Source organism: Pseudomonas sp. F3-2 (assembly GCF_038804275.1).
Lineage (GTDB): Bacteria > Pseudomonadota > Gammaproteobacteria > Pseudomonadales > Pseudomonadaceae > Aquipseudomonas.
The window spans coordinates 3,884,555-3,908,174 of the sequence record NZ_CP152388.1; the positions used below are offsets into that span (position 1 = coordinate 3,884,555).

Annotated in this window: 20 protein-coding genes; 13 read left to right on the forward strand and 7 right to left on the reverse strand. The window is 62.0% G+C overall.

Features of this window, described 5'->3' with window-relative positions; translation table 11 throughout:
• The first annotated feature begins 244 nt into the window (after positions 1 to 244).
• The 3 genes from AAGQ88_RS17625 to AAGQ88_RS17635 are packed head-to-tail and all read left to right on the forward strand — an operon-like array spanning position 245 to position 3,928.
• Positions 245 to 1,594, forward strand: a complete 1,350-nt coding sequence (locus AAGQ88_RS17625; RefSeq protein ID WP_342653096.1) for a gluconate:H+ symporter — start codon at positions 245 to 247, stop codon at positions 1,592 to 1,594.
• Positions 1,595 to 2,455: a MurR/RpiR family transcriptional regulator gene (locus tag AAGQ88_RS17630; protein WP_342653097.1), complete on the forward strand. Its 861-nt coding sequence runs from the start codon at positions 1,595 to 1,597 to the stop codon at positions 2,453 to 2,455. It abuts the gene before it with no gap.
• A gap of 3 nt (positions 2,456 to 2,458) precedes the next feature.
• Positions 2,459 to 3,928 (forward strand): D-aminoacylase, encoded by a 1,470-nt coding sequence (locus tag AAGQ88_RS17635; protein ID WP_342653098.1) that lies wholly within the window; start codon positions 2,459 to 2,461, stop codon positions 3,926 to 3,928.
• Between the two features lie 161 nt (positions 3,929 to 4,089).
• On the opposite strand, the gene fahA is transcribed toward AAGQ88_RS17635, so the two are convergent.
• Together fahA and hmgA are read right to left on the reverse strand one after the other, a co-directional pair.
• Positions 4,090 to 5,388 (reverse strand): fumarylacetoacetase, encoded by a 1,299-nt coding sequence (fahA, locus tag AAGQ88_RS17640; RefSeq protein WP_342653099.1) that lies wholly within the window; start codon positions 5,386 to 5,388, stop codon positions 4,090 to 4,092.
• A complete protein-coding gene (hmgA, locus tag AAGQ88_RS17645; protein ID WP_342653100.1) occupies positions 5,385 to 6,701 on the reverse strand; it encodes a homogentisate 1,2-dioxygenase in 1,317 nt (438 codons plus the stop codon). The genes fahA and hmgA overlap by 4 nt, the downstream gene beginning before the upstream one ends.
• A gap of 110 nt (positions 6,702 to 6,811) precedes the next feature.
• Here hmgA and AAGQ88_RS17650 point away from each other — a divergent pair, with 110 nt between their 5' ends.
• Positions 6,812 to 7,603 carry an IclR family transcriptional regulator gene (locus tag AAGQ88_RS17650; protein ID WP_342653101.1) on the forward strand — a complete coding sequence of 264 codons (792 nt, stop codon included), beginning with the start codon at positions 6,812 to 6,814 and terminating at the stop codon, positions 7,601 to 7,603.
• A gap of 102 nt (positions 7,604 to 7,705) precedes the next feature.
• Here AAGQ88_RS17650 and hppD read toward each other — a convergent pair whose 3' ends face one another.
• The 3 genes from hppD to glcC all read right to left on the reverse strand — a co-directional run bounded on the left by hppD (position 7,706) and on the right by glcC (position 10,411).
• Positions 7,706 to 8,782 carry a 4-hydroxyphenylpyruvate dioxygenase gene (gene hppD, locus AAGQ88_RS17655; protein ID WP_342653102.1) on the reverse strand — a complete coding sequence of 359 codons (1,077 nt, stop codon included), beginning with the start codon at positions 8,780 to 8,782 and terminating at the stop codon, positions 7,706 to 7,708.
• A 142-nt stretch (positions 8,783 to 8,924) separates the two neighbouring features.
• Positions 8,925 to 9,557 (reverse strand): maleylacetoacetate isomerase, encoded by a 633-nt coding sequence (gene maiA, locus AAGQ88_RS17660; protein ID WP_342653103.1) that lies wholly within the window; start codon positions 9,555 to 9,557, stop codon positions 8,925 to 8,927.
• A gap of 80 nt (positions 9,558 to 9,637) precedes the next feature.
• Positions 9,638 to 10,411 (reverse strand): transcriptional regulator GlcC, encoded by a 774-nt coding sequence (glcC, locus tag AAGQ88_RS17665; RefSeq protein ID WP_342653104.1) that lies wholly within the window; start codon positions 10,409 to 10,411, stop codon positions 9,638 to 9,640.
• 297 nt (positions 10,412 to 10,708) lie between these two features.
• Here glcC and glcD point away from each other — a divergent pair, with 297 nt between their 5' ends.
• The 5 genes from glcD (at position 10,709) to AAGQ88_RS17690 (ending at position 17,306) form a co-directional block, all read left to right on the forward strand.
• A complete protein-coding gene (gene glcD, locus AAGQ88_RS17670; protein ID WP_285425516.1) occupies positions 10,709 to 12,208 on the forward strand; it encodes a glycolate oxidase subunit GlcD in 1,500 nt (499 codons plus the stop codon).
• Complete coding sequence (glcE, locus tag AAGQ88_RS17675; protein WP_285425517.1) at positions 12,208 to 13,305, forward strand: glycolate oxidase subunit GlcE; 1,098 nt, start codon at positions 12,208 to 12,210, stop codon at positions 13,303 to 13,305. Before glcD ends, glcE begins: the two co-directional genes overlap by 1 nt.
• A 2-nt stretch (positions 13,306 to 13,307) precedes the next feature.
• On the forward strand, positions 13,308 to 14,531 hold the full coding sequence (gene glcF / locus AAGQ88_RS17680) for a glycolate oxidase subunit GlcF (protein ID WP_285425518.1): 1,224 nt from the start codon (positions 13,308 to 13,310) through the stop codon (positions 14,529 to 14,531).
• 49 nt (positions 14,532 to 14,580) lie between these two features.
• Positions 14,581 to 14,988, forward strand: coding sequence for a heme-binding protein (locus AAGQ88_RS17685; RefSeq protein ID WP_342653105.1), 408 nt, complete (start codon positions 14,581 to 14,583; stop codon positions 14,986 to 14,988).
• A 140-nt stretch (positions 14,989 to 15,128) separates the two neighbouring features.
• The gene (locus AAGQ88_RS17690; RefSeq protein WP_342653106.1) at positions 15,129 to 17,306 is read left to right on the forward strand and encodes a malate synthase G; all 2,178 of its coding nucleotides are present in this window, start codon (positions 15,129 to 15,131) and stop codon (positions 17,304 to 17,306) included.
• A 246-nt stretch (positions 17,307 to 17,552) separates the two neighbouring features.
• On the opposite strand, the gene AAGQ88_RS17695 is transcribed toward AAGQ88_RS17690, so the two are convergent.
• Positions 17,553 to 18,569 carry a LacI family DNA-binding transcriptional regulator gene (locus tag AAGQ88_RS17695; protein WP_285425521.1) on the reverse strand — a complete coding sequence of 339 codons (1,017 nt, stop codon included), beginning with the start codon at positions 18,567 to 18,569 and terminating at the stop codon, positions 17,553 to 17,555.
• 273 nt (positions 18,570 to 18,842) lie between these two features.
• On the opposite strand from AAGQ88_RS17695, the gene AAGQ88_RS17700 reads away from it, so the two are divergent.
• The 3 genes from AAGQ88_RS17700 to csrA all read left to right on the forward strand — a co-directional run bounded on the left by AAGQ88_RS17700 (position 18,843) and on the right by csrA (position 21,586).
• On the forward strand, positions 18,843 to 19,358 hold the full coding sequence (locus AAGQ88_RS17700; RefSeq protein ID WP_177182083.1) for a gluconokinase: 516 nt from the start codon (positions 18,843 to 18,845) through the stop codon (positions 19,356 to 19,358).
• Positions 19,359 to 19,472: 114 nt separating this feature from the next.
• Positions 19,473 to 20,825, forward strand: a complete 1,353-nt coding sequence (locus AAGQ88_RS17705; RefSeq protein ID WP_285425522.1) for a GntP family permease — start codon at positions 19,473 to 19,475, stop codon at positions 20,823 to 20,825.
• 572 nt (positions 20,826 to 21,397) lie between these two features.
• Positions 21,398 to 21,586, forward strand: a complete 189-nt coding sequence (csrA, locus tag AAGQ88_RS17710) for a carbon storage regulator CsrA (RefSeq protein ID WP_285425523.1) — start codon at positions 21,398 to 21,400, stop codon at positions 21,584 to 21,586.
• A gap of 293 nt (positions 21,587 to 21,879) precedes the next feature.
• On the opposite strand, the gene AAGQ88_RS17715 is transcribed toward csrA, so the two are convergent.
• A complete protein-coding gene (locus tag AAGQ88_RS17715; RefSeq protein WP_342653107.1) occupies positions 21,880 to 22,122 on the reverse strand; it encodes a DUF465 domain-containing protein in 243 nt (80 codons plus the stop codon).
• A 202-nt stretch (positions 22,123 to 22,324) separates the two neighbouring features.
• On the opposite strand from AAGQ88_RS17715, the gene AAGQ88_RS17720 reads away from it, so the two are divergent.
• Positions 22,325 to 23,572, forward strand: coding sequence for a M20/M25/M40 family metallo-hydrolase (locus AAGQ88_RS17720; protein WP_342653108.1), 1,248 nt, complete (start codon positions 22,325 to 22,327; stop codon positions 23,570 to 23,572).
• Positions 23,573 to 23,620 lie beyond the last annotated feature (48 nt).

The following is a 23,620-nucleotide window of genomic DNA, read 5'->3' on the forward strand; positions in this document are numbered from 1 at the left end:
GTCGCGCAAGAAATTAATTTTCATAAATTGATATTTTTATCGGTTTTCGTGTAATTTAATTTTCATCACGAAATCAGAGATAAAAATAATGCCTGCCTGTGATCGTCTCAGCTTTGCCCTTTTCTCGCCCTGCGAGCCTTTGCGACATCCCCTGCCGAGCGTTTTTTCAACGCCTGAAACCGCCGCGCCCGAACGCCGCCGGTGCCAAGCCTGACATCCCCTCTTCTCAGCAAGGAACCGTTGCATGCCCCCTTCTACCGGCCTGTCTTTGTTGGCCTACGCCGCTGTCGCGATCATTGCGCTGATCGTCCTCATCGCGCGCTTCCGGCTCAATCCATTCGTCGTCATCACCCTGGTTTCCGTTGGCCTGGCACTGGTTGCGGGAATGCCCGCCAATGCGGTGGTCGCCTCCTACGAGGGCGGCGTCGGCAAGACCCTCGGCCACATTGCGCTGGTCGTCGCGCTGGGCACCATGCTGGGCAAGATGATGGCCGAATCCGGCGGCGCCGAACGGGTGGCGCGAACGCTGATCGACCGTTTCGGTGAGCGAAATGCGCACTGGGCGATGGTCTGCATTGCCTTTCTGGTCGGCCTGCCGCTGTTTTTCGAAGTCGGCTTCGTGCTGCTGGTGCCGATTGCGTTTACCGTCGCCCGCCGGGTTGGCGTGTCGATCCTGATGGTCGGTCTGCCCATGGTGGCCGGCTTGTCGGTGGTGCATGCGCTGGTGCCGCCGCACCCGGCGGCCATGTTGGCGGTGCAGGCGTACCAGGCGTCAGTGGGCCAGACGCTGTTTTATGCCATTCTCATCGGCATTCCCACCGCGATCATCGCCGGCCCCGTTTACGCGCGCTTCATCGTGCCGCGCATTCACCTGCCCGAGGAAAACCCGCTCGCCAGACAATTCCTCGAACGCGAGCCACGCGAACAATTGCCCGGCTTTGCCATCACCATGGCAACCATCCTGCTGCCGGTCGTTCTGATGCTGCTGGGCGGCTGGGCCAACCTGATCTCGACGCCCGGCAGCGCGCTCAACAGTTTCCTGGCGTTCATCGGCAACTCGGTCATCGCCCTACTGCTGGCCACGTTGCTAAGCTTCTGGACCCTGGGCATCGCCCAGGGCTTCAACCGCGACGCGATCCTCAGATTCACTCAGGAATGCCTCGCGCCAACGGCCAGCATCACGCTTCTGGTCGGCGCAGGTGGCGGGCTGAACCGGATTCTTGTCGACAGCGGGGTGACCCAGGAAATCGTCGGTCTGGCTCAGGACTTTCATCTCTCGCCGCTGCTGATGGGCTGGCTGTTCGCAGCGCTGATGCGCGTCGCGACAGGTTCGGCCACGGTGGCCATGACCACGGCATCAGGGATCGTCGCACCGGTTGCGCTGGGCCTGGGCTATCCGCACCCTGAACTGCTGGTGCTGGCCACCGGCGCGGGTTCAGTGATCTTCTCCCACGTCAATGACGGCGGTTTCTGGCTGATCAAGGAGTATTTCAACATGACCGTGGCGCAGACCTTCAAAACCTGGACAGTGCTGGAAACGCTCATTTCGGTGATCGCCTTCGCTCTGACCCTCGGGCTGGCGCAGGTGCTCTGAGTGGACATTCTTTACCAGATCCGCGCCCGCCAGGATTCCTTCAGCGCCGGCGAAGGTCGCATCGCCCGGCTGATTCTCAGCGATGTTGCCTTTTGCGCCAGCGCCAGCCTGGACGAACTCGCCGCCCGCGCCGAAGTGAGCAGCGCCACGCTGTCACGCTTCGCCCGCACGGTGGGCTGCAAGGATCTGCGTGACCTGCGCCTGCAACTGGCCCAGGCCAGCGGCGTCGGCAGCCGCTTTCTCAAGCCGGAGCAGGCGCCGGAGCAATCGGCGTTCTTCACCCGGATCGTCGGGGACATCGAGTCAACCCTGCGCCAGCACCTGGCGGGCTTCGACGAGGCGCGTTTCAAGGCGGCGGTCGCCTTGCTGGCGCCGGCACGCATGATCCACAGTTTCGGCATGGGCGGTGCTTCCAGCCTGTGCAGCGAAGAACTGCAGACCCGGCTGGTGCGCCTGGGTTACCCCATTGCCGCCAGCCGCGATCCAGTGATGATGCGCCTGATCGCCGCAACCCTCAGCCCGGATCACAGCCTGATCGTCTGCTCGCTCAGCGGACGTACGCCCGAGTTGCTCGATGCCACGCGCCTGGCGCGCAGCTATGGCGCGAAGGTCCTGGCGATCACCCTGCCCGGCTCGCCCCTTGCGGAACTCGCCGATGTGTTGCTGCCGCTGCAGATTGCCGAAACCAACTTCATCTATAAACCCACGGCGGCGCGTTACGGCATGCTGCTGACCATCGATGTACTCGCCACGGAACTCGCGCTCACGGCCCCGGATGACAATCAGGAACGCCTGCGCCGGATCAAACTGGCGCTCGATGACTACCGCGGCGGTGACGACGGCCTGCCGCTTGGAGACTGAACCATGCTTTACGATCTGATCATTCGCGACGCGCTGGTGATCGACGGCAGCGACACGCCGGGTTACCGCGCCGATGTGGCGATTCGCGAAGGGCGCATCCAACGCATCGGCGAGCTGAGCGACGTCTCGGCCAGCGAAGAGATCAATGCCGCGGGTCGAGTGCTGGCGCCCGGTTTCATCGACGTGCACACCCACGACGATACGGTGGTTATCCGCCAGCCGGACATGTTGCCGAAGATCACCCAGGGCGTGACGACCGTGATCGTCGGCAATTGCGGCATCAGCGCATCGCCCGTGACGCTGGCGGGTGATCCTCCCGATCCGATGAATTTGCTGGGCCCGGCAAGCGCGTTCGTCTACCCGCGCTTAAGCGACTATCGCGCAGCGGTCGACAAGGCGCGCCCCGCAGTCAACGTCGCCGCTCTGATCGGACATACGGCGCTGCGCAGCAATCATCTGGACGAGCTGTTGCGCACGGCGCGCCCCGAGGAAATCAGCGCCATGCGCGAGCAACTGCGCGACAGCCTGGAACACGGCGCGCTGGGGCTTTCCACTGGTCTGGCCTACGCATCGGCCAACGCGGCGGACACGGACGAGGTCAAGCAACTGGCCGAAGAGCTGACCGCGTTTGGCGCGGTCTATACCACGCATTTGCGCAGCGAGTTCGAGCCGGTGCTGGAGGCGATGGACGAGGCGTTCGATATCGGCCGGCACGCACGATCGCCTGTGGTCATCTCTCACCTGAAATGCGCGGGCGCCGGCAACTGGGGCCGAAGCCCACAACTGCTGGCCGCGCTGGAGAACGCTGCGCTGACTCACCCGGTCGGTTGCGATTGCTACCCCTACGCGGCCAGCTCTTCGACGCTCGACCTCAAGCAGGTGACCGATGCGTTCCGCATTACCATCACCTGGTCTACACCGCACCCGGATCAGGGCGGCCGCGATCTGAAGGACATCGCTGCAGACTGGGGGCTGTCCCTGCTGGACGCCGCGCGCCAGTTGCAACCGGCGGGCGCGGTGTACTACGGCATGGACGAACAGGACGTACAGCGCATCATGAAGCATCCGCTGTCGATGATCGGCTCCGACGGGCTGCCTGAGGATCCGTTTCCGCACCCGCGTCTGTGGGGCGCCTTTCCTCGGGTGTTAGGGCATTTCAGTCGCGATCTCGGGCTGTTCGCGCTGCACACTGCCGTGCACAAGATGACCGGCCTGACCGCCACCCGCTTTGGCCTGCATGAGCGTGGCTTCGTGCGCGAGGGCTATTGGGCCGATCTGGTGCTGTTCGATGCCGAAACCGTGCAAGATGTCGCCGACTTCAAGGAGCCCAAGCGTGCTGCGCAGGGAATCGACGGCGTCTGGGTCAATGGCCGCCTGAGCTACGCGAACGGCCAGCCTCAAGGTGAGCGACACGGGCGCTTTCTACCCCGCAGCGGCTCATTGGTGTCAGGGTTCGGACAGCCCCGAACCTGACTCAGACCCTGATTTGGCCGCTATCGCCTGCTCGCGAATGAACAGCCCACAGAGAAGATGCAATCTGCCTGCAAGCCCGGATCAACCGGGCGCTCCAGCACAGACGCCATCGACCTGTGGGCGCAAAGCATCGTAATAAAGCCGGTGGATTCAGCGAGCCATCAACCGACGACCACGCCTCGGCATTCGCCGAAGCCGATGCTCACTTCGCCGTCTCTGCGGCAGCGCGCCTTGAGAATCACCTCGTCTCCTGCCTCGAGAAACCTGCGAGTTTCGCCGCCCGGCAATTGCACTTCGTGTTTTCCCCCTTCGGTCATTTCCAGCAGGCTGCCGAACTGCCCCGCCTGCGGGCCGGACAGTGTGCCGGTGCCGAACAGATCGCCCGGTTGCAGCGTGCAACCGTTGACACTGTGGTGCGCGACCATCTGCGCCACGGTCCAATACATGTTCAACGTGTTGCTCAGCGCCAGACGAACCGGTGCGACGCCTTGCTCGCGCATCGTTGCCGTTGCGAGCAGCACCTCAAGCTCGATGTCCAGCGCGCCGCTCTGCTGATCCTGCGCGTCGAACAGGTACGCCAGCGGCTGCGGATCGCCTTCGGCCCGTGCGGGCTGAGCGCTGCGAAACGGGGCGAGCGCCTCGGCCGTCACCACCCACGGGGAAATGCTCGTGGCAAAGCTCTTGGACAGAAAGGGTCCCAGCGGCTGGTACTCCCACGCTTGCAGATCCCGCGCCGACCAGTCGTTGAGCAGGCAGAAACCCGCAATGTGTCGGCCTGCGTCGGCAATCCCGATCGCTTCACCCGGCGCATTGCCCGGGCCCATCCACACACCGACCTCCAGTTCGTAGTCCAGCCGCTTGCTCGGTCCGAAGGTCGGCTGGTCTGCGCCCGGCGCCAGGGTCTGACCATTCGGGCGTCTGACGGGCGTGCCCGATACGCACAACGTCGAAGCGCGACCGTGATAGGCGATCGGCACATACTTGTAGTTCGGCAACAGCGGATTGTCGGGGCGGAACAGCTTGCCGACGTTCATGGCGTGATGAATGCCGACATAAAAGTCGGTGTAATCGCCGACCTGCGCAGGCAGGTGCATCCGACACTCGCTCATCGGCAGCAGCAATCGCTCGCCCATGCCTTGCAGGCGCTCGCGCTGGGGATTCGCCGCGTCGAGCAGGTGAAGCAGTTCGTTGCGCAAGGCCTGTCGCGCTGACGCGCCGAGCGCAAAAAAATCATTGAGCTGACCGCGACTCGCGGCCTCGGCGCCCAGACGCGCGGCCCCTTGAAACAGGCTGGCATCCAGTGCCGCCTGGAGGTCGAAAATGAAGTCGCCAATGGCGACGCCGCCGCGCCGGTTCGAATTCGCCTGGCTGAACACCCCGAACGGCAGGTTTTGCAGCGGGAAATCCGGGTGATCGTTGGCGCTCGTTACCCAACTGCGCGGGTGTGTGGGAATGCTCATCGTGGGCTGTCCATATCGAAGGGTTTGAAGGTTCGGGCAATGCCGTCCCAACACGCGTCGTAATCACTCTGCAACTGCGGGCACTCGAGCGCCTGACGGCTGGGGCGCAGGACGCTGCCGGTCTCGAACATGAACGCCATGGTCTGTTCGATCTTGTGCGGTTTGAGGTCGGCGGCGATGGCCTTTTCAGCGCTGGCATTGTCGGGCCCGTGAGCACTCATGCAGTTGTGCAGGGACGCGCCGCCAGGCATGAAGCCTTGCGCCTTGGCGTCGTAGGCGCCATCGATGAGGCCCATGAATTCGTTCATCAGATTGCGGTGAAACCACGGCGGCCGGAAGGTGTTTTCGGCGACCATCCAGCGCGGCGGGAAGATCACGAAATCGACGTTGGCCTGACCATGGACCGCACCCGGCGACGTCAGCACCGTGAAGATCGACGGATCCGGATGGTCGTAGCTGACGGTGCCCAGGGTGTTGAACCGGCGCAGGTCGTATTTGTACGGCACGTTGTTTCCATGCCAGGCGACGACGTCGAATGGCGAATGCGTGAGCGTGGTCGACCACAGTTCGCCGAGAAACTTCTGCACCAGCAAGGTCGGCTGGGTGCTGTCTTCGAACTGCGCCACCGGCACCTGAAAATCCCGAGGATTGGCCAGGCCGTTACTGCCGATGGGCCCAAGGTCCGGCAGCCGCAGCGCACAACCATGGTTTTCACAGACATAGCCCCGCGCCGAGCCGTCCAGCAACTGCACGCAGAATTTCAGCCCACGAGGCAGAACGGCGATTTCCTGAGGCTCGATGTCGAGCACGCCAAGCTCGGTGACGATACGCAAGCGGCCCTGCTGCGGGACGACCAGCCATTCGCCGTCGGCGTTGAAAAAAGCCCGCTGCATGGACTGGTTGGCGGCGTATACGTACACGCTGACGCCATCGGCCTGATCGGCGGACGAAGTGCGGGCCAGCGCGATGAGGCCGTCGATGAAATCGGCAGGCGTGACGGGAATGTCGAACGCGTTCCAGCGCAGGCGATTGGGCGTGACAGGGCCCTGCTCCTGACCACGAATCTGCCGCTCCAGCCGGCTGTAACGTGGATGAGCCGCCGAGGGCGCGATGCGGTAGAGCCAGGTCCGTCGGGCTTCCGCCCGGGGCACAGTGAACGCCGTGCCCGAGAATTGCTCGGCGTAGAGTCCGAGCGGATGGCGCTGCGGCGAGTTCTGCCCGGTCGGCAAGCCGCCGGGCAATGCCTCGCTGCTGAACTGATTGCCGAAGCCGGATTGATACCTCAAAGCCTCGGACACAGGTGCTGTGAACATCTCGACCTCTTGTTTTTATTTTACGTAAACTGATTACGCATAACGTAATTTGAGTTTGCGGGACGGTCAAGCTATAAAGCAGCCTTTCCAGACCGGCGCACGCACCGCTCATGACTGAACAATCCGCAAGCCCCGCAGGCCCGCGCCAACAGAAAGTGCAGTCCGCCGAAGTCGGCGTCGGCATTCTCAAGGCGCTGGCCGAACTCGCGCCCGCCACTTCGTTGTCCAGGCTCGCCGAATACGTCGGCATGCCCGCCAGCAAGGTGCATCGTTACTTGCAGGCGCTGGTGGACAGCGGCTTTGCCGAGCAGGACCCAGTGACCAACCACTACCGTCTGGGCCGCTCGGCGTTGCAGGTTGGCCTTGCGGCGCTCAGTCAACTGGACGTGCTGAAAATGGCTGCCCCGGAACTCAGTGCACTGCGTGACGAGCTCAATGAAACGTGCTTCCTCGCGGTGTGGGGCAACAAAGGCCCCACGGTCGTGTATGTCGAGCAATCGCTGGGCGCGGTGACGCTGGTCACGCAGATCGGCTCGGTCCTGCCGCTGCTCGGTTCCTCGACAGGTCTGGTGTTCGACACCTTTCTCTCCCCTGCCGAAACGGCAGCGCTCAGGCAATCGGAAGCGGCTGCCCTGAACGCGAAACAACTGAAGGACATCGACCGCCACATCAAAGAAATCCGCAGCACCGGCGTGCATCAGATTCATGGCCTGCTCATGGCGGGCGTCAACGCTGTGTCATCTCCGGTGTTCGCCATGGGCAGCAAGTTGATGGGCGTGGTGACCGTGGTGGGCTCGGCATCGGTGCTCACCGATGAGCGCCAGGCGCTGGCGGCGCAGCAGCTGCTGAAGACCGCCCGGGCCATCAGCGCCCGGATGGGCGGTGACATGCCGAAGCCCTGAGCGCTTTCGGATCAAACGTGCCGGAATGAGCCCGTCCGCGGCGGCGGTGCAGCGCAGACGTCCTGTCAGTCACCACCGGCGCGAGCCGAGCAATCAGGCGAATCAATCCGCCGTCAGAACCCCACGTCGCAACTGATCGCGCTCGATCGATTCGAACAGCGCCTTGAAATTGCCCTCGCCAAAGCCATCGTCGCCTTTGCGCTGAATGAACTCGAAGAACACCGGCCCCATCAGCGTTTCCGAAAAGATCTGCAGGAGCAGGCGCCGATTGCCACCTTCCGAGTTCCCGTCGAGCAGAATGCCCCGCGCCTTGAGCTCGTGCTCGGGCTCGCCGTGGTTTGGCAGACGGCCTTCGAGCATCTCGTAATAAGTGTCCGGCGGCGCGGTCATGAACCGCATGCCCAGCGCTTTGAGCCGATCCCAGGTGTCGATCAGGTCTTCGGTGAAAAAGGCCACGTGCTGAATGCCTTCGCCGTTGAACTTCATCAGGAATTCTTCGATCTGCCCGGCCCCTTTGGAGGACTCCTCATTGAGCGGGATGCGAATCATGCCGTCCGGCGCCGTCATCGCCTTGGACGTCAGGCCGGTGTACTCGCCTTTGATATCGAAGTAACGAATCTCGCGGAAATTGAACAGCTTCTCGTAGAAATTCGCCCAATACGCCATGCGACCGCGATAGACGTTGTGGGTCAGGTGATCGATGAATTGCAGCCCTGCACCCTCGGGATGACGATCGACCCCTTCGATGAACACGAAGTCGATGTCGTAGATGGACGTGCCCTCGCCGAAGCGGTCGATCAGGTACAGCGGCGCGCCGCCGATGCCCTTGATGGCCGGCAATCGCAGCTCCATCGGGCCGGTTGCGATTTCAACCGGTTGAGCGCCGAGCTCCAGCGCACGTTTGTAGGCCTGCTGCGAATCCTTGACCCGAAATGCCATCCCGCACACGGACGGACCGTGCTCGGCAGCGAAGTAGGACGCTTCGCTGTGAGGCTCGTTGTTGAGGATGATATTGATGGCGCCCTGACGGTACAGCGCCACATTCTTGGATCGGTGATGGGCGACCTTGGTGAAGCCCATCATCTGAAACACGGGCTCAAGGACATCTGGAACCGGCGAGGCGAATTCGATGAATTCGAAGCCCATCAGGCCCATCGGGTTTTCGTAGAGATCGGTCACGGTCTTGCTCCTGCTGAAAAGTGGAATGCACAACGGCGGGCATTACCGTTCAGCGGGAGGCGCACAGGAAATTCCCCGTACGCTGCGGGCGAGGAAGTCGCCGAATATCAACTGCAGACCGAAGATTTTCATGTAGGAAAGGTTACTCCGGCTTGTCCGATTGCGCATCAGGATGGGCTTGCTGAAACGCCGGATGCTGCAACGCCAGCGTTTCCACGCGACAGATGCGCGGGAAGGCGCTCAGGTCGACATTGAACCGGCGGGCGGCGTACAGCTGCGGCAACAGGTATGCATCTGCCAGGCCGACCTGGCCGAAACAGAATCCTTCATCGCCGATCAAGGCTTCGACGGCAGCGAAACCCTGAGTGATCCAGTGTCCGATCCACGCGCCGACATCCCCTTCATCATGCCCCAGACCGCGCAGCCGGTTGAGCACCGCCACATTGTGCAAGGGATGAATGTCGCAGCCGATCAGCGCGGCGACTTCGCGATGCCGTGCCCGGGCCAGAAGGTCAGTCGGCAACAACGCAGGTTCCGGTGAGTGTTCTTCGAGGTATTCGATGATTGCCATGGACTGGATGACAACCTGGCCGCTGTCGAGCCTGAGGACGGGCACGCGCCCTTGCGGATTGATCGCCAGGTATTCCGGCTTGTGGTGCTCGCCGCCGTCCCGGATCAGATTGACCGGAATCGCGTTGACTTCGAGCCCCTTCAACGCCAGGGCGATGCGCACCCGGTAGCTGGAGGTTGATCGGTAATAAGTGAAAAGATCCACGGGAAGGCCTGTCTTGTTGTTATTGTCGTAAACCGTTTACGCATTGCGTAAATTGCGACATTGGCCCGCGACTGTCAAGGTCAGGTCCAGCCCTCCAGTCGCAAAGTCGCGCGGACCAGCCGCTGCTCCTCGTTTTCGATCTCCCGCAGGTTGTCGCAGATGCTCTGAATGTGCGCGACGGCGGCCTTGCGCGCCTGTTCCGGCAAGCGTCCGGTGACCGCGTTATAAAGCCGCGCATGGTGCCGGTCGATCTGACGTTTCTGCGCCTCGCGGTGATAGAGGTTGTTGACCGAGGCAAATACGGTATTGAGCAACAGATCGGTGAGCGAGCGCAGCGTCTGGACCAGCACCGGGTTGTGCGACGCTTCGCAGATCGCCAGATGGAATGCGTGATCCAGGCGCGCGTGTTCGGACGCCAAAAGCGTGTGGCCATGGGCCTGCACCAGCGCATCATAAGCGCGCGTAATCAGCACAAAATCGGCGTCAGTGCCGCGCAAGGCCGCCAGCCGCGCCGATTCGCCTTCCAGCAGGCTTCGCACCTCGACCAGGTCGTAAAGCGTGCGCGGTTGTGAGGCGAACAAGTGCATCAGCGGTGAAGACGCACTCAGGCCCAGTCCGCCCATCTGCGCGACGAACGAACCCTTGCCCTGCTGCGTTTCGATGATGCCTCGGGCACGGAGCAGCTTGAGACCTTCGCGCAGCGCGGTTCGGGAAACCCCCAGTTTTTCGGTCAGACGACGCTCGGACGGCAACAGCTCACCGACCTTGAGCACGCCATCCACGATCAACCGCTCGATGCGCTCACTGACGACATCGGCGACTTGCGGCGCGCGGGTGCTGGTACTGCCTTCCATCCCTCTCTCCCTGCATGACGGCTGGACCCCGCGCTGGAACACACGCTGCCCGCAGCCAGGACCACTGGTATGACCAGCGGCATCGAACAAATATCTGCCAAATCCTTAACGATCTATCTAACTGATCTGCATGATCTTTTCAAAATAGAACGGTGCAAACGCCCAGAAAAACTGGTTCGACCAGTGCGTTCTCACATGGACAGTAGCGACCGCAGGGCCAATGATGCAAGTCAGCCGTGAAACGTTCTGCATCAGAACAGGCCTCATATAAAAACAAGACAGGGTTGCAAACCCATCATGAATATTCTGTACGACGAACGCGTCGATGGCGCGTTGCCTGCCATCGACAAGGCGCAGCTGCTGCAAGCGCTGCAGACGCGACTGCCCGACCTGGACCTCCTCCATCGAGAGGAAGAATTGCGTCCCTACGAATGCGACGGGCTTTCGGCTTATCGCACCACGCCCATGCTGGTGGCGCTTCCCGAGCGCGTCGAGCAAGTGCAGACGCTGCTCAAGGTCTGCCACGAGCGCGGCGTTCCGGTGGTCGCCCGCGGCGCCGGCACGGGGTTATCCGGCGGCGCTCTGCCGCTGGAGAAAGGCGTGTTGCTGGTCATGGCCCGCTTCAACAAGATTCTGCACATCGACCCAGCCGGACGCTTTGCCCGCGTGCAGCCAGGCGTGCGCAACCTGGCCATCTCCCAGGCCGCCGCGCCTTTCGACCTTTATTACGCGCCCGACCCGTCCTCGCAGATCGCCTGCTCGATCGGTGGCAATGTCGCGGAAAACGCTGGCGGCGTGCATTGCCTGAAATACGGCCTGACCGTGCATAACCTGCTTAAAGTCGACATCCTCACCGTCGAAGGCGAACGCATGGTGCTCGGATCGGATGCGCTCGACTCGCCGGGCTTCGACCTGCTGGCGCTGTTCACAGGTTCCGAAGGCATGCTCGGGGTCATCACCGAAGTGACCGTCAAGCTGTTGCCCAAGCCGCAGGTCGCCCGCGTGCTGCTGGCGGCATTCGATTCGGTGGAAAAAGCCGGTCGCGCGGTGGCCGACATCATCGCTGAAGGCATCATCCCCGGTGGCCTGGAAATGATGGACAACCTGGCCATTCGCGCCGCCGAAGATTTCATCCACGCAGGCTACCCGGTAGACGCAGAAGCGATTCTGCTGTGCGAACTGGACGGTGTCGAAGCCGACGTTCACGACGATTGCGACCGCGTCCGCGCGGTCCTGCAAAAGGCCGGCGCCACTGAGGTGCGGCAGGCGAAGGACGAGGCCGAGCGCGTGCGTTTCTGGGCGGGCCGGAAAAACGCGTTTCCTGCGGTGGGCCGATTATCGCCGGACTATTACTGCATGGACGGGACCATTCCACGTCGGGAACTGCCGGGCGTGTTGAAGGGTATTTCAGCGCTGTCCGAAGAGTACGGCCTGCGCGTGGCGAACGTGTTCCACGCCGGCGACGGCAACATGCACCCGCTGATTCTGTTCGATGCCAACCAGGCGGGCGAACTGGACCGCGCCGAAGCGTTGGGCGGGAAAATTCTGGAACTGTGCGTCAAAGTCGGCGGCAGCATCACCGGTGAGCATGGTGTCGGGCGAGAGAAAATCAATCAGATGTGCGCGCAGTTCAACAGCGACGAACTGACCCTGTTCCACGCCATCAAAGCGGCGTTCGACCCCAGTGGCCTGCTCAATCCCGGCAAGAACATTCCGACGCTCCATCGCTGCGCGGAGTTCGGCGCGATGCACGTGCACATGGGCAAGCTGCCCTTCCCTGAACTGGAGCGTTTCTGATGAGTGCCGAACGCCAACCACAGACCCGCACGCCGGACCGCGATGCCAGCGACGTGTTGCTGGAGCAAGTCAGGCAGGCCATCGACCTCAGCCTGCCGCTGCGCATCCAGGGCGCGAACAGCAAGGCGTTTCTCGGCCGCGAGGTGGCCGGCGAGGTGCTCGACACCCGCGCGCATCGCGGCATCGTCACCTATGACCCGACGGAGCTGGTGATCACCGCACGCGCCGGCACCCCGCTCAGCGAACTGAATGCCGCGCTCGACGAGGCCGGGCAGATGCTCCCGTGCGAACCCCCCACGTACAGCGACGGCGGAATCGGCGACGCCACGGTCGGCGGCATGATTGCAGCCGGGCTCTCCGGGCCTCGGCGCCCGTGGGCGGGCTCGGTGCGCGACTTCGTCTTGGGCACGCGGGTGATCACCGGCCTGGGCAAGCACCTGAAATTCGGCGGCGAGGTGATGAAAAACGTCGCGGGCTATGATCTGTCGCGCCTGATGGCGGGCAGCTTTGGCTGCCTTGGGCTGATCACCGACGTCTCGCTGAAAGTTCTGCCCAAGCCGCGCCTGTGCACCAGCATTGCGCTGGAAATGGACAGCGCACGCGCCCTCGCCCGCCTCGCCGAATGGGGTCAGCAGCCGCTGCCGATCAGCGCCGCAAGCCATGATGGACGCGTGCTGCGCCTGCGCCTTGAAGGCGGCGAAGGTTCGGTGGCCGCCGCCCATGATCGTCTCGGCGGCGAGTCGATCGACCCGGCTTACTGGCGGGACCTGAACGCACACCGGCTGGACTTCTTCACCGACGGCCGACCGTTATGGCGTCTTTCGCTGCCCACTCACACCGCGCTGCTGGCCGTACCGGGCGAGCAATTGATCGATTGGGGCGGCGCGCAACGCTGGCTGAAATCCGACGCGGGCGGCGAAGACATCCGACGCATCGTCAGTGCAGTGGGTGGTCACGCCGTCTGCTACAGCCATGGCCTGGACGACAGCCCCTTCCAGCCCTTGGCGGAGCCGCTTCTGCGCTATCACCGCCAGCTCAAGGCACAACTCGATCCGCACGGGATATTCAACCCCGGCCGAATGTACGCGGAGATCTGATCATGCAGACGACCCTGAGCGAACACGCCAAAAGCCTGCCCCGTGGCGAAGAAGCCGAGAGCATACTGCGCAGCTGCGTGCACTGCGGATTCTGCAACGCCACCTGCCCGACCTATCAACTGCTGGGCGACGAGCTCGACGGCCCACGCGGCCGGATCTACCTGATCAAGCAAGTGCTGGAGGGCAAGGAAGTCACTGAGAAAACCCAGTTGCACCTGGACCGTTGCCTGTCCTGCCGCAACTGCGAAACCACCTGCCCGTCCGGCGTCGACTACCACAACCTGCTGGACATCGGCCGGGCGGTAGTCGACGCAGCCGTGCCGCGCCCGATGGGTCAGCGCATGCTGCGAGAAAGCCTGCGCGCGGTGGTGCCCAATGCCGGGCTGTTCAAGGCGCTGACGCAGATGGGCAATTCGTTTCGCCCGCTGCTGCCGAGCCGCCTGAAGGACAAGCTGCCGGACCACCTTCGTGCTCCCGGGTTGCGCCCGACGCGGCAACACGCCCGGCAGATGCTGATTCTGGAAGGCTGCGTGCAGCCCGGTCTGTCCCCCAACACCAACGCTGCCACGGCGCGGGTGCTGGATCGACTGGGTATCACGGTCAAATCGATCGCCCAGGCGGGTTGCTGCGGCGCCGTGGATTACCACCTCAACGCTCAGGAGCAAGGCTTGCAGCGCGCGCGTCAGAACATCGATGCGTGGTGGCCCGCCGTACAGGCTGGCGCCGAAGCGATCGTGCAGACGGCCAGCGGTTGCGGGGCGTTCGTCAAAGACTACGGGCACTTGTTGCGGGACGACCCGGCATACGCCGAGAAAGCCGCCCGGGTCAGCGCGCTGACCAAGGATCTGGTTGAAATCATGCGGGCCGAGCCGCTGGAAAACCTTGGCGCCTGCACCAGCCAGAAACTCGCCTTCCACTGTCCGTGCACGTTGCAGCATGCGCAAAAACTGGGGGGCGCCGTGGAAGCGGTGCTCACCCGGCTGGGTTTCAATCTGACCGCCGTGCCCGACAGTCACTTATGTTGCGGCTCGGCCGGGACGTACTCAATCACCCAGCCCGAATTGTCGAAACGGCTGCGCGACAACAAGATGAATGCGTTGGAAAGCGGCAGCCCGGACGTTATCGCGACCGCCAACATCGGCTGCCAGACCCACTTGGCCGGCGCCGGCCGTACGCCTGTCAAACACTGGATCGAACTCATCGAGGACGCGCTGCATCAAACCTGATCGCGCGCGGCCTTGACCCTCTTACCCCGTTCTTGCTCAGGAGAGCTGCATGAAAACCAAATCCGTACTGACCCAGACCGAAGTCACCCAGATCCTCGCCGCTGCCCGCGCCGAAGCCCAGAACAACGGCTGGGCGGTTGCCATCGCCGTGACCGACGACGGCGGCCATTTGCTGGGCTTCGAGCGTCTGGACGGCTGCGCGCCGATCGGTGGCTACATTGCCATCGAAAAAGCCCGTACCGCAGCGCTTGGCCGACGCGAATCCAAAGGCTACGAAGAAATGGTCAACGGCGGCCGCACGGCCTTCGTCACGGCCCCGCTGCTGACATCGCTGGAAGGCGGCGTGCCGGTCATCGTCGCCGGCGAAACCGTTGGCGCGGTGGGCGTTTCCGGCGTCAAGGCCGATCAGGATGCGCAGGTCGCCAAGGCCGGGGTTGCCGCGGTCAGTGCCGGTTAACAGCAACAGATATCCTCTGTAGGAGTGAGCTTGCTCGCGATAGGGTTGGACCAGACACCCTTTTTACGAACAGGTTGCGATCGCGAGCAAGCTCACGCCTACAGGTCGCATGACACACAATTCATGATGGAGAGCCCGAGATGACCGAATTCGTCAACTGCCACAACCTCAAAGTTGCGGCCAATCTGAAACGCTTCGTCGACGAGGACGTGCTTCCCGGAACAGGGCTGAACCCGGACGTGTTCTGGGCCGATTTCGATTCGCTGGTGCACGACCTCGCACCCATCAACCGGGAGTTGCTGGCTGAGCGCGAGCGTATTCAGGCGCAACTGGACAAGTGGCATAAATCCAACCCGGGCCCGGTCACCGACATGCCTGCCTACATCGCCTTTCTCGACTCCATCGGCTACTTGCAGCCGGTGCCCGCCGAGGTCAAGGCCACCACCAGCAAAGTCGACATCGAGGTCAGCGAACAGGCCGGTCCTCAGCTCGTGGTGCCGGCAGCCAATGCCCGCTACGCCCTGAACGCCGCCAATGCGCGCTGGGGTTCGCTGTACGACGCATTGTACGGCACCGACGCGATTTCCAGCGCCAACGGCGCCGAAATCAAGGCCGGCTACAATCCGCTGCGCGGCGCCAAGGTCATTGCCTTTGCCCGCGCCCTGCTCGATGAAGCCGCGCCACTGGCGTCCGGCTCTCACGTTCAGGCACAGGCCTATGCCGTCGACAGTGGCGAGCTGCTGGTGACCCTCGCCGACGGCAGCCAGTCGCGACTGGCGCAACCGGAAAAGTACGTTGGTTATCAGGGCGAGCCGCGGCAGCCGACCGCCATTCTGCTGAAGAATCACGGCCTGCACATCGAGATCCAGATTGACCCCGCCAGCGCCATCGGCAGCACCGATCCGGCAGGCATCAAGGATCTGCTGCTCGAAGCGGCGTTGTCGACCATCATCGACTGTGAAGACTCAGTCGCGGCGGTAGACGCCGACGACAAGCTGGTGATCTATCGCAACTGGCTCGGCCTGATGAAGGGCGATCTCACCGAAGAACTGGTCAAGGGCGGCAAGACCCTCACTCGCCGCCTGAATGCCGACCGCGAATACACCGCCGCCGATGGCAGCCACATCACCCTGCACGGCCGCTCGCTGCTGTTCATCCGCAACGTCGGCCACCTGATGACCAACCCGGCAATCGTGTATGACGGCAACAAGGAAATTCCCGAAGGCATTCTTGATGGCGTGATCACCAGCCTGATCGCGCTCCATGATCTGCACAATCGTGGCAACTCCCGCGCGGGCAGCGTGTACATCGTCAAGCCGAAGATGCATGGCCCGGCCGAAGTCGCTTTCGCCGATCAGCTGTTTGCGCGCATCGAAGACGTCCTGAAGATCCCGCGCAACACCCTGAAAATGGGCATCATGGATGAAGAACGGCGTACCAGCGTCAACCTCAAGGCGTGCATTCACGCCGCGTCGGCGCGGGTGGCGTTCATCAATACCGGGTTCCTGGATCGCACCGGCGACGAGATGCACACCTCCATGGAAGCCGGCGCGATGCTGCGCAAAGGCGACATGAAGGCCACGCCGTGGATCAAGGCTTACGAGCGCAGCAACGTGTTGGTCGGCCTGGCCTGCGGCCTGCGGGGTCGGGCGCAGATCGGCAAGGGCATGTGGGCGATGCCGGACCAGATGGCCGACATGCTGGAGCAAAAGATCGGCCATCCCAAGTCCGGTGCGACCACCGCCTGGGTGCCCTCGCCGACTGCCGCGACGCTGCATGCGCTGCATTACCACAAGGTCGACGTGAAAGCTGTGCAACAGGAACTGGAAAGAGTCGATCTGGACAGCGTCAGTGAGGAAATCCTGCTGGATCTGCTGAGCATCCCGGTGGTGACAGAAGCGAAATGGACCGACGACCAGATCCGCGAAGAAGTCGAGAACAATGCGCAAGGGCTGCTCGGTTACGTGGTGCGCTGGGTCGAGCAAGGCGTCGGCTGTTCGAAGGTGCCGGACATACATAACGTCGGCTTGATGGAGGACCGTGCGACCTTGCGTATTTCAAGCCAGCACATCGCCAACTGGCTGCGCCACAAAGTGATCGACGATCATTACGCGCTGGAAACCCTCAAGCGCATGGCCAAAGTGGTGGACAAGCAGAATGCGGGGGATGCGGCGTACAAACCGATGACCGAGAACTTCGACAAGTCGGTGGCGTTCCAGGCCGCGTGCGCGCTGGTGTTCAAGGGTCGGGAGCAACCAAGCGGCTACACCGAGCCGTTGTTGCACGAATTCAGGCTGGCGTTCAAGCAAGAAGCCTGATCGACGAAGAACGGTCCGGCGTAAAGCCATAGATGATCGTGCCCACGCTCTGCGTGGGCATGCATCATGTGACGCTCTGCGTCACCACGGCTGGACGCAGAGCGTCTAGGGCGGCGTTACCACGCGGAGCGTGGGAACGATCAGATGCGGTATTACTGACTCACCGCTTTCGCCACCGTCATACCCCCCCAGAAGCTTCCACAGAGTTGTGCCCCCCTTGAAATCCGGGCGGTCAGGTGATCAGAGTCAGGTACTCTCCCGCACCACCAACTCAAAGCCCAGGTCTACCTGCGCGTCCTGCACGTTGCCATCGAGCAGACCAAGCAGCAATTGCGCGGCGCGTTGGCCAACCTGTTCACGCGGGGTGCGGATCGAGGTCAGGCGCGGAACCATGTGTGCCGAGCCCGGCAGGTCATTGAAACCGATCAGCGACACCTGCTGCGGAACCTTGATGCCGCGCCGCAACGCTTCCAGCGCCGCGCCCTGAGCCAGGTCGTCGTTACAGAAAAATACCCCGTCTACGTCAGGATGCTCGGACAGCAGCCGGGCGAACAGTTCGCCTCCCAGACCGATCGACGAGGGCAACGGCGAAGCCATCTGCAACGTTTCGTCGTACAGCCCCTCCTCTTGCAGGGCGCTGCGGAAACCCGCACCGCGCTGAATCACCCGAGGATCAAGCTGCGCCGACACATACGCCAGGCGCCGACGCCCGCGACTCAGCAGGTGCCGTGCGGCCTCGGCTCCCGCTTGCTGTTGCGAGAAGCCCACGCAAGGCTCCGCGCGTCCGGGATCGAGTTCCATCATGTGCACGCAGGGCACGCCGCTGGCCGCCAGCAGCTGTTGCGCGGCGACGCTGCGATCGAAACCGGTGAGCAGAATGCCCCGAGGCCGGTTGGCCAAGTGGCTGCGCAGCAAGTTCTCTTCTTCTACGGGCGAGTAGTGATAGTTGCCGATCACCACCTCCAGCCCGCGAGGGCGCAGCACGTCCTGAATGGCTTCCAGGGTTTCAATGAACAACTGGTTCGACAGCGATGGCACCAGCACCACCACCGACTGACTTTGCGAGGAAGCCAATGCGCGGGCGGCAGGGTTGGCGACATAGCCTAGACTCTGCGCAGCGGCACGCACTTTCTCCACCAATTCCGGCGCCACCGTGGCCACGCCACGCAATGCTCTGGAGGCCGTGATAGGCGATACGGCGGCCAGTCTGGCGACTTCGTTGAGCGTGGGACGACCGGTGGAGCGGGAACCAATGCGTGTCATGCGTTGCCAACTGATTGGAAGGAAAAGCCGAAGGGGTTGCGATTGTGTCAGATGGGCTCTAAGGTAGCGCTATCTCACGGAGGCCCGCAACTTTCTTCGGCCATTTCAAAGGCTGGGGTCGATGCATCTCATGGATCAGCGAGATACCCATAACAATGACTACACCCGGAAACAGACGTGCCGGACTTGCACACCATTCGGCAAAGACAGCGCTGTCTTCGGGACGAGGTTTTTATGACTACTGCTCCACATGCTATTTCCGCCGTCGTGGTAATGGGTGTTTCCGGCTGCGGCAAAAGTGCCGTCGGCGCTGAGATTGCCAAGAACAGCGGCGGTCGCCTCATCGAAGGCGATGCGTTTCATCCTCAGGCCAACATCGACAAGATGAGCGCTGGCCATCCCCTCAACGATGAAGACCGTGCCGGCTGGCTGACTCGCCTGGGCGAAGAAGTTGCCAGCGCGCTGCGTAATGGCGAAAAGCCGATCCTGACCTGCTCGTCCCTCAAGCTCATTTACCGTGACCGCCTGCGCGCTGCCGTGCCGGGCCTGGGTTTCGTGTTTCTGGAGCTGACCAAAGAGCTGGCCACCGAACGCTGCTCGCATCGCCCGGGGCACTTCATGCCGGCAAGCCTGGTGGACAGCCAGTTCGCCACGCTTGAACCGCCGTATGGCGAAGACCGCACGCTGGTCGTGGACGCCACCAAGTCCATCGAACAGATCGGCATCGACGCGGCTTCCTGGTGGAAGTCTTCACACACCCCATCTGCCACCGCCCTCACCGGCTCCTGATACTGGATCCGGCGTGAGCGACAAAGATAGCGCTGTCTTATTCGTACACAAGGCAGTGAACAACAGCGCTGAGCAGTAGCTCCAAAAAAACAAAATACAACGGAGAGACACCCCATGTTCGGTATGACTCAAGACACGTATCTGCTGGTCGATGCGTTGGTGACCATCGTCGGCCTCGTGCTGCTGATCACCAAGTTCAAAGTCCACCCTTTTATTGCACTGACCATCGCTGCAGGTTTTCTCGGGCTGACCTCCGGAATGCCCGTCGATAAAGTCATGAAATCGTTCCAGGACGGCTTCGGCGGCGTGCTTGGCTTCGTCGGTATCATCCTCGGCCTGGGCACCATGCTCGGCAAGCTGATGGCTGACTCGGGCGGCGCCGACCAGATCGCACAGACGCTCATCCGTCGCTTCGGCAAGGAACGCGTTCACTGGGCCATGATGTTTTCGGCGTTTCTGGTGGGTATCCCGCTGTTCTTCGAAATCGGCTTCGTACTGCTGATCCCGCTGGTGTTCATCGTCGCGCGTCGCAGCGGCGTGTCCATCGTCAAGATCGGCATCCCGCTGCTGGCCGGCCTGTCCGCGGTTCACGGCCTGGTGCCTCCGCACCCGGGTCCGCTGCTGGCCATCGGCATCTTCAACGCTGACATCGGCAAGACCATTTTCTACGGTCTGATCGTTGCGTTTCCAACCGCGATCATCGCCGGTCCCATCTTCGGTAAATGGATCGCGAAGCACATTCCCGGCAACCCGTCCAAAGACCTGATGGACCAGATCGCCAAGGAATCGACCAACGAGAACCTGCCCAGCTTCGCCATCACGCTGGTGACGATCCTGCTGCCGGTTTTCCTGATGCTGCTCAAGACTTTTGCCGACGTGGCGCTGCCTAACGGCCACATCTTCCGCATCTGGATGGACTTCATCGGTCACCCGATCGCGGCCCTGCTGTTTGCCTTGCTGCTGGCGTTTTACACCTTCGGCTCGGCGCGTGGCTTTAGCCGCGAGCAGATCATCAAACTGCTGGACCAAAGCTTGGCGCCTGTGGCTGCGATCGTGCTGATCGTCGGTGCTGGCGGCGGCTTCAAGCAAATGCTGGTGGACAGCGGCGTCGGCAACCTCATCGGCCACATGGCCGTGCAGGCGCAGATTTCGCCGATTCTGCTGGCATGGCTGGTCGCTGCGGTGATTCGCGTTGCCACCGGTTCCGCAACCGTGGCCACCATCACCGGTGCCGGTATCGTGGCGCCGGTCGTCGCGATGGTGCCGGGCGTCAACCGCGAACTGCTGGTGCTGGCGACGGGCGCAGGCTCGTTGATCCTGTCCCACGTCAACGACGCCGGGTTCTGGCTGGTCAAGCAATACTTCAACATGACCGTCGTTGAGACCCTGAAGACCTGGACGGTGATGGAAACCATCCTGTCGGTGGTCGGCATCATTCTGATCATGCTGTTGTCGCTGGTGGTCTGATTCTCTGACCGCTGCACCCATGCCCACCCTCGCGGTGGGCATGTCGTTTCCGGGGTCGCCAACGCCCCACTGCCAAGCCTGCGCTCATCCCCGCCTCGACGCCTTGTCGCCCCAGCACGCTTTGTACGCACCCGGATACACGGCTTTGCGGGCAGTCTGTCGAAGATTCGACTAAAGTTATGCCACTTTGCCTCTACACGATTCGGAACTCTCCTACACTGCGTAAAGAGATGTCCCACTGGGCAATCTAAGAAAAATTTCATGGCCGCCCGGCACGAGTTCTTTGCAATAAATGCGAAAGGAGTGTGCAATAGGCGCCGCCCCGGATCTGGCTATCAGAGTCATAGCCAATTCCGACGGGGATTTAGAGCCACGAATAGGCAAAATTCGCATGCCGGTTGGCCTTGGGAGAAACCCTATCAATGACAAGAAGATGATCCTGGGGAATTAAATTCGTACCAATGGCGTCATACTGATGGACGCATTTGGATGCACTCGGCAATTACCACCACCCAAAGGCTAACGCCAGCCTCCTGGTAGAGGCGCTTCAAGAGGCCATCAAGGAAAAGATTATGTTGATACTCACCCGCAAAGTCGGCGAAAGCATAAACATTGGTGACGAAATCACCGTTACCATTCTGGGCGTACAGGGCCTGCAAGTCCGGCTCGGGATTAACGCTCCGAAAGATGTTTCGGTACACCGTGAAGAAATCTACAAACGCATCAAGGCCGAGACCGCACCTGATCAGGAACCTCAATGAACCACCCGGTTCATACTATTCCGACACTGCCAGCAGCCCGCAGCTGCTGACACTCAAAAAAACGGCGCCCATCACGGCGCCATTTTTTTTGCCAGTAAGTTGGATCCATCCGACTGCTCTTTCGGCAACTAACAATGCCAGCCAAAAGGCACTTGCGCAGGAAGGGCAACTGCTCCGAATCGCACTTTGCAACCCGTCTAGTTCGCACTAAAGGGCGGGCGCGGTATTGATACGCAAATAAAAACGGCCAGCTTCCAATGGAAGCCAGCCGCGCTGTATGCGAATTATTCTGATTAACCCGGGTATTCCAGCTGTTTGACGATCTTGTCCTTGGCCAGCAAGCGCTTTTCTTTCAGCTTCTTGAGGTCATCATCGGAAATGCTGGCCGAAGGTCCCTTCTCCGCCTTGACGATGTCGGCGTCGAGCTCGTCGTAATCGTTGACCAATTGATTGAGCTTAGGATCACTGCCGCGTTTTTTGACTAACTCTTCTTTGTCGATTTTCAGATCTGCGAGCAAATCGTGCTTGACCGGCATGGGACTCTCCTGTGCTTGGCTGATGTTGACTTATTGAGGGTAGCCCAGCACAAAGGTTCGGCGTTTTTCGTCCGCGCACGATCCGTGCGTCGAGCATGCCCATGCATCGGCAGGCGTCGCGTCGCATTTTGACATGCACAATCCTGTTCAAGCGGCTACGGTGTGATCCACAACAATTTAAAACCCCATCAAGGATCGACACATGACTCTTCCTTTCTCTCGCTCCCTCATCGCCTCCGCCCTGACGCTGGGCCTGGTCATCGGCATGGCGACGCCCGCGCTGGCAGAGCCTGACAAAAAGGTGCAGGCCGACGCTGAACAGTACAAGGATGAGGCGCTCAAGCTGCTGGAGCGGCTGGTCAATATCGACACAGGCTCCGGATACGAGCCTGGCTTGACCCAGGTGCGCGGCATCGTCGTCGACGAGCTGAAAAAACTCGGCGCCAGCATCGAGACCTTCCCCAACAGCGCACCGGACAAAAGCAGCCACGTCGTCGCCACGCTCAAGGGCACCGGCAAAGCGAAGATTCTGTTGATGGCCCACATGGACACGGTCTTCAAGGAAGGTTCGGCCGCTGCCCGCCCCTTCCATATCAAAGACGGTCGCGCCTACGGGCCAGGCGTGATGGACGACAAGGGCGGGATCGTCGCCGGCCTGTATGCGCTGAAAATCCTCAAGAACCTCGACTTCAAGGACTACGCGCAGATCACTTTCCTGCTCGATGCCAGCGAAGAGACCGGGTCGACCGCCGCCACCGAGTTGATCCAGAAAGTCGCCCGGCAGCACGATGTCACGCTGAACCTTGAGCCGGGCCGTCCCGCCGATGGCCTGGTGGTGTGGCGCAAAGGCAGCGCGACCGCTGTGGTCGAGGTCAAAGGCAAGGCCTCCCATGCCGGCGTCGCCCCGGAACTGGGGCGCAACGCGGCGATGGAAGTCGCCCACCAGATTCTGCAACTGGGCAAACTGGGCGACGCCGAGAAAAAGACCACGATCAATTTCACCGTGCTCAACGCCGGCGACCGGGTCAACGTGATTCCGGATCAGGCCACCGCGAAAGGCGATGTGCGCGCTGCGGTGCCCGAAGAGTTCGACCGTATCGAGAAGGACCTGGCGCGGGTCTCGGCCGACAAGCTGATCCCGGAAACCGAGGTGACGACTCGCCTGGAGCGTGGGTTACCGCCGATGCCGCAAACCGCCGAATCCGACCGGCTGGTCGACATCGCGCAGCGCATCTATGGCGAGATTGGCCGCAAGCTGACGATCGAAGGCAGCGGCGGCGCAGCGGATGCCAGCCTGTCAGCGGGTGTCGGCGTGCCGACCCTCGATGGTTTCGGCATCGTCGGCGGCAACATTCATACGCCTGAGGAGTACGCCGAGGTAGAAAGCGTGTCGCCGAGGATCTATCTGCTGACGCGGATGATCATGGAGCTGACGAAGCAGAAAAGCTGATGCTCCGCCCCGCCGACTGACGATGCGTTATTCGATGGCGACGCGATC

What these genes read in the sequence shown, in the direction of transcription:
- csrA (WP_285425523.1), top strand. Translation starts at nt 21,398, where the DNA reads ATGTTGATACTCACCCGCAAAGTCGGCGAAAGCATAAACATTGGTGAC.
- glcF (WP_285425518.1), top strand. Translation starts at nt 13,308, where the DNA reads ATGCAGACGACCCTGAGCGAACACGCCAAAAGCCTGCCCCGTGGCGAA.
- glcC (WP_342653104.1), bottom strand. Translation starts at nt 10,411, where the DNA reads ATGGAAGGCAGTACCAGCACCCGCGCGCCGCAAGTCGCCGATGTCGTC.
- AAGQ88_RS17650 (WP_342653101.1), top strand. Translation starts at nt 6,812, where the DNA reads ATGACTGAACAATCCGCAAGCCCCGCAGGCCCGCGCCAACAGAAAGTG.
- AAGQ88_RS17720 (WP_342653108.1), top strand. Translation starts at nt 22,325, where the DNA reads ATGACTCTTCCTTTCTCTCGCTCCCTCATCGCCTCCGCCCTGACGCTG.
- hmgA (WP_342653100.1), bottom strand. Translation starts at nt 6,701, where the DNA reads ATGTTCACAGCACCTGTGTCCGAGGCTTTGAGGTATCAATCCGGCTTC.
- AAGQ88_RS17690 (WP_342653106.1), top strand. Translation starts at nt 15,129, where the DNA reads ATGACCGAATTCGTCAACTGCCACAACCTCAAAGTTGCGGCCAATCTG.
- AAGQ88_RS17625 (WP_342653096.1), top strand. Translation starts at nt 245, where the DNA reads ATGCCCCCTTCTACCGGCCTGTCTTTGTTGGCCTACGCCGCTGTCGCG.
- AAGQ88_RS17715 (WP_342653107.1), bottom strand. Translation starts at nt 22,122, where the DNA reads ATGCCGGTCAAGCACGATTTGCTCGCAGATCTGAAAATCGACAAAGAA.
- AAGQ88_RS17695 (WP_285425521.1), bottom strand. Translation starts at nt 18,569, where the DNA reads ATGACACGCATTGGTTCCCGCTCCACCGGTCGTCCCACGCTCAACGAA.
- AAGQ88_RS17700 (WP_177182083.1), top strand. Translation starts at nt 18,843, where the DNA reads ATGGGTGTTTCCGGCTGCGGCAAAAGTGCCGTCGGCGCTGAGATTGCC.
- glcD (WP_285425516.1), top strand. Translation starts at nt 10,709, where the DNA reads ATGAATATTCTGTACGACGAACGCGTCGATGGCGCGTTGCCTGCCATC.
- glcE (WP_285425517.1), top strand. Translation starts at nt 12,208, where the DNA reads ATGAGTGCCGAACGCCAACCACAGACCCGCACGCCGGACCGCGATGCC.
- AAGQ88_RS17705 (WP_285425522.1), top strand. Translation starts at nt 19,473, where the DNA reads ATGTTCGGTATGACTCAAGACACGTATCTGCTGGTCGATGCGTTGGTG.
- AAGQ88_RS17685 (WP_342653105.1), top strand. Translation starts at nt 14,581, where the DNA reads ATGAAAACCAAATCCGTACTGACCCAGACCGAAGTCACCCAGATCCTC.
- fahA (WP_342653099.1), bottom strand. Translation starts at nt 5,388, where the DNA reads ATGAGCATTCCCACACACCCGCGCAGTTGGGTAACGAGCGCCAACGAT.
- AAGQ88_RS17635 (WP_342653098.1), top strand. Translation starts at nt 2,459, where the DNA reads ATGCTTTACGATCTGATCATTCGCGACGCGCTGGTGATCGACGGCAGC.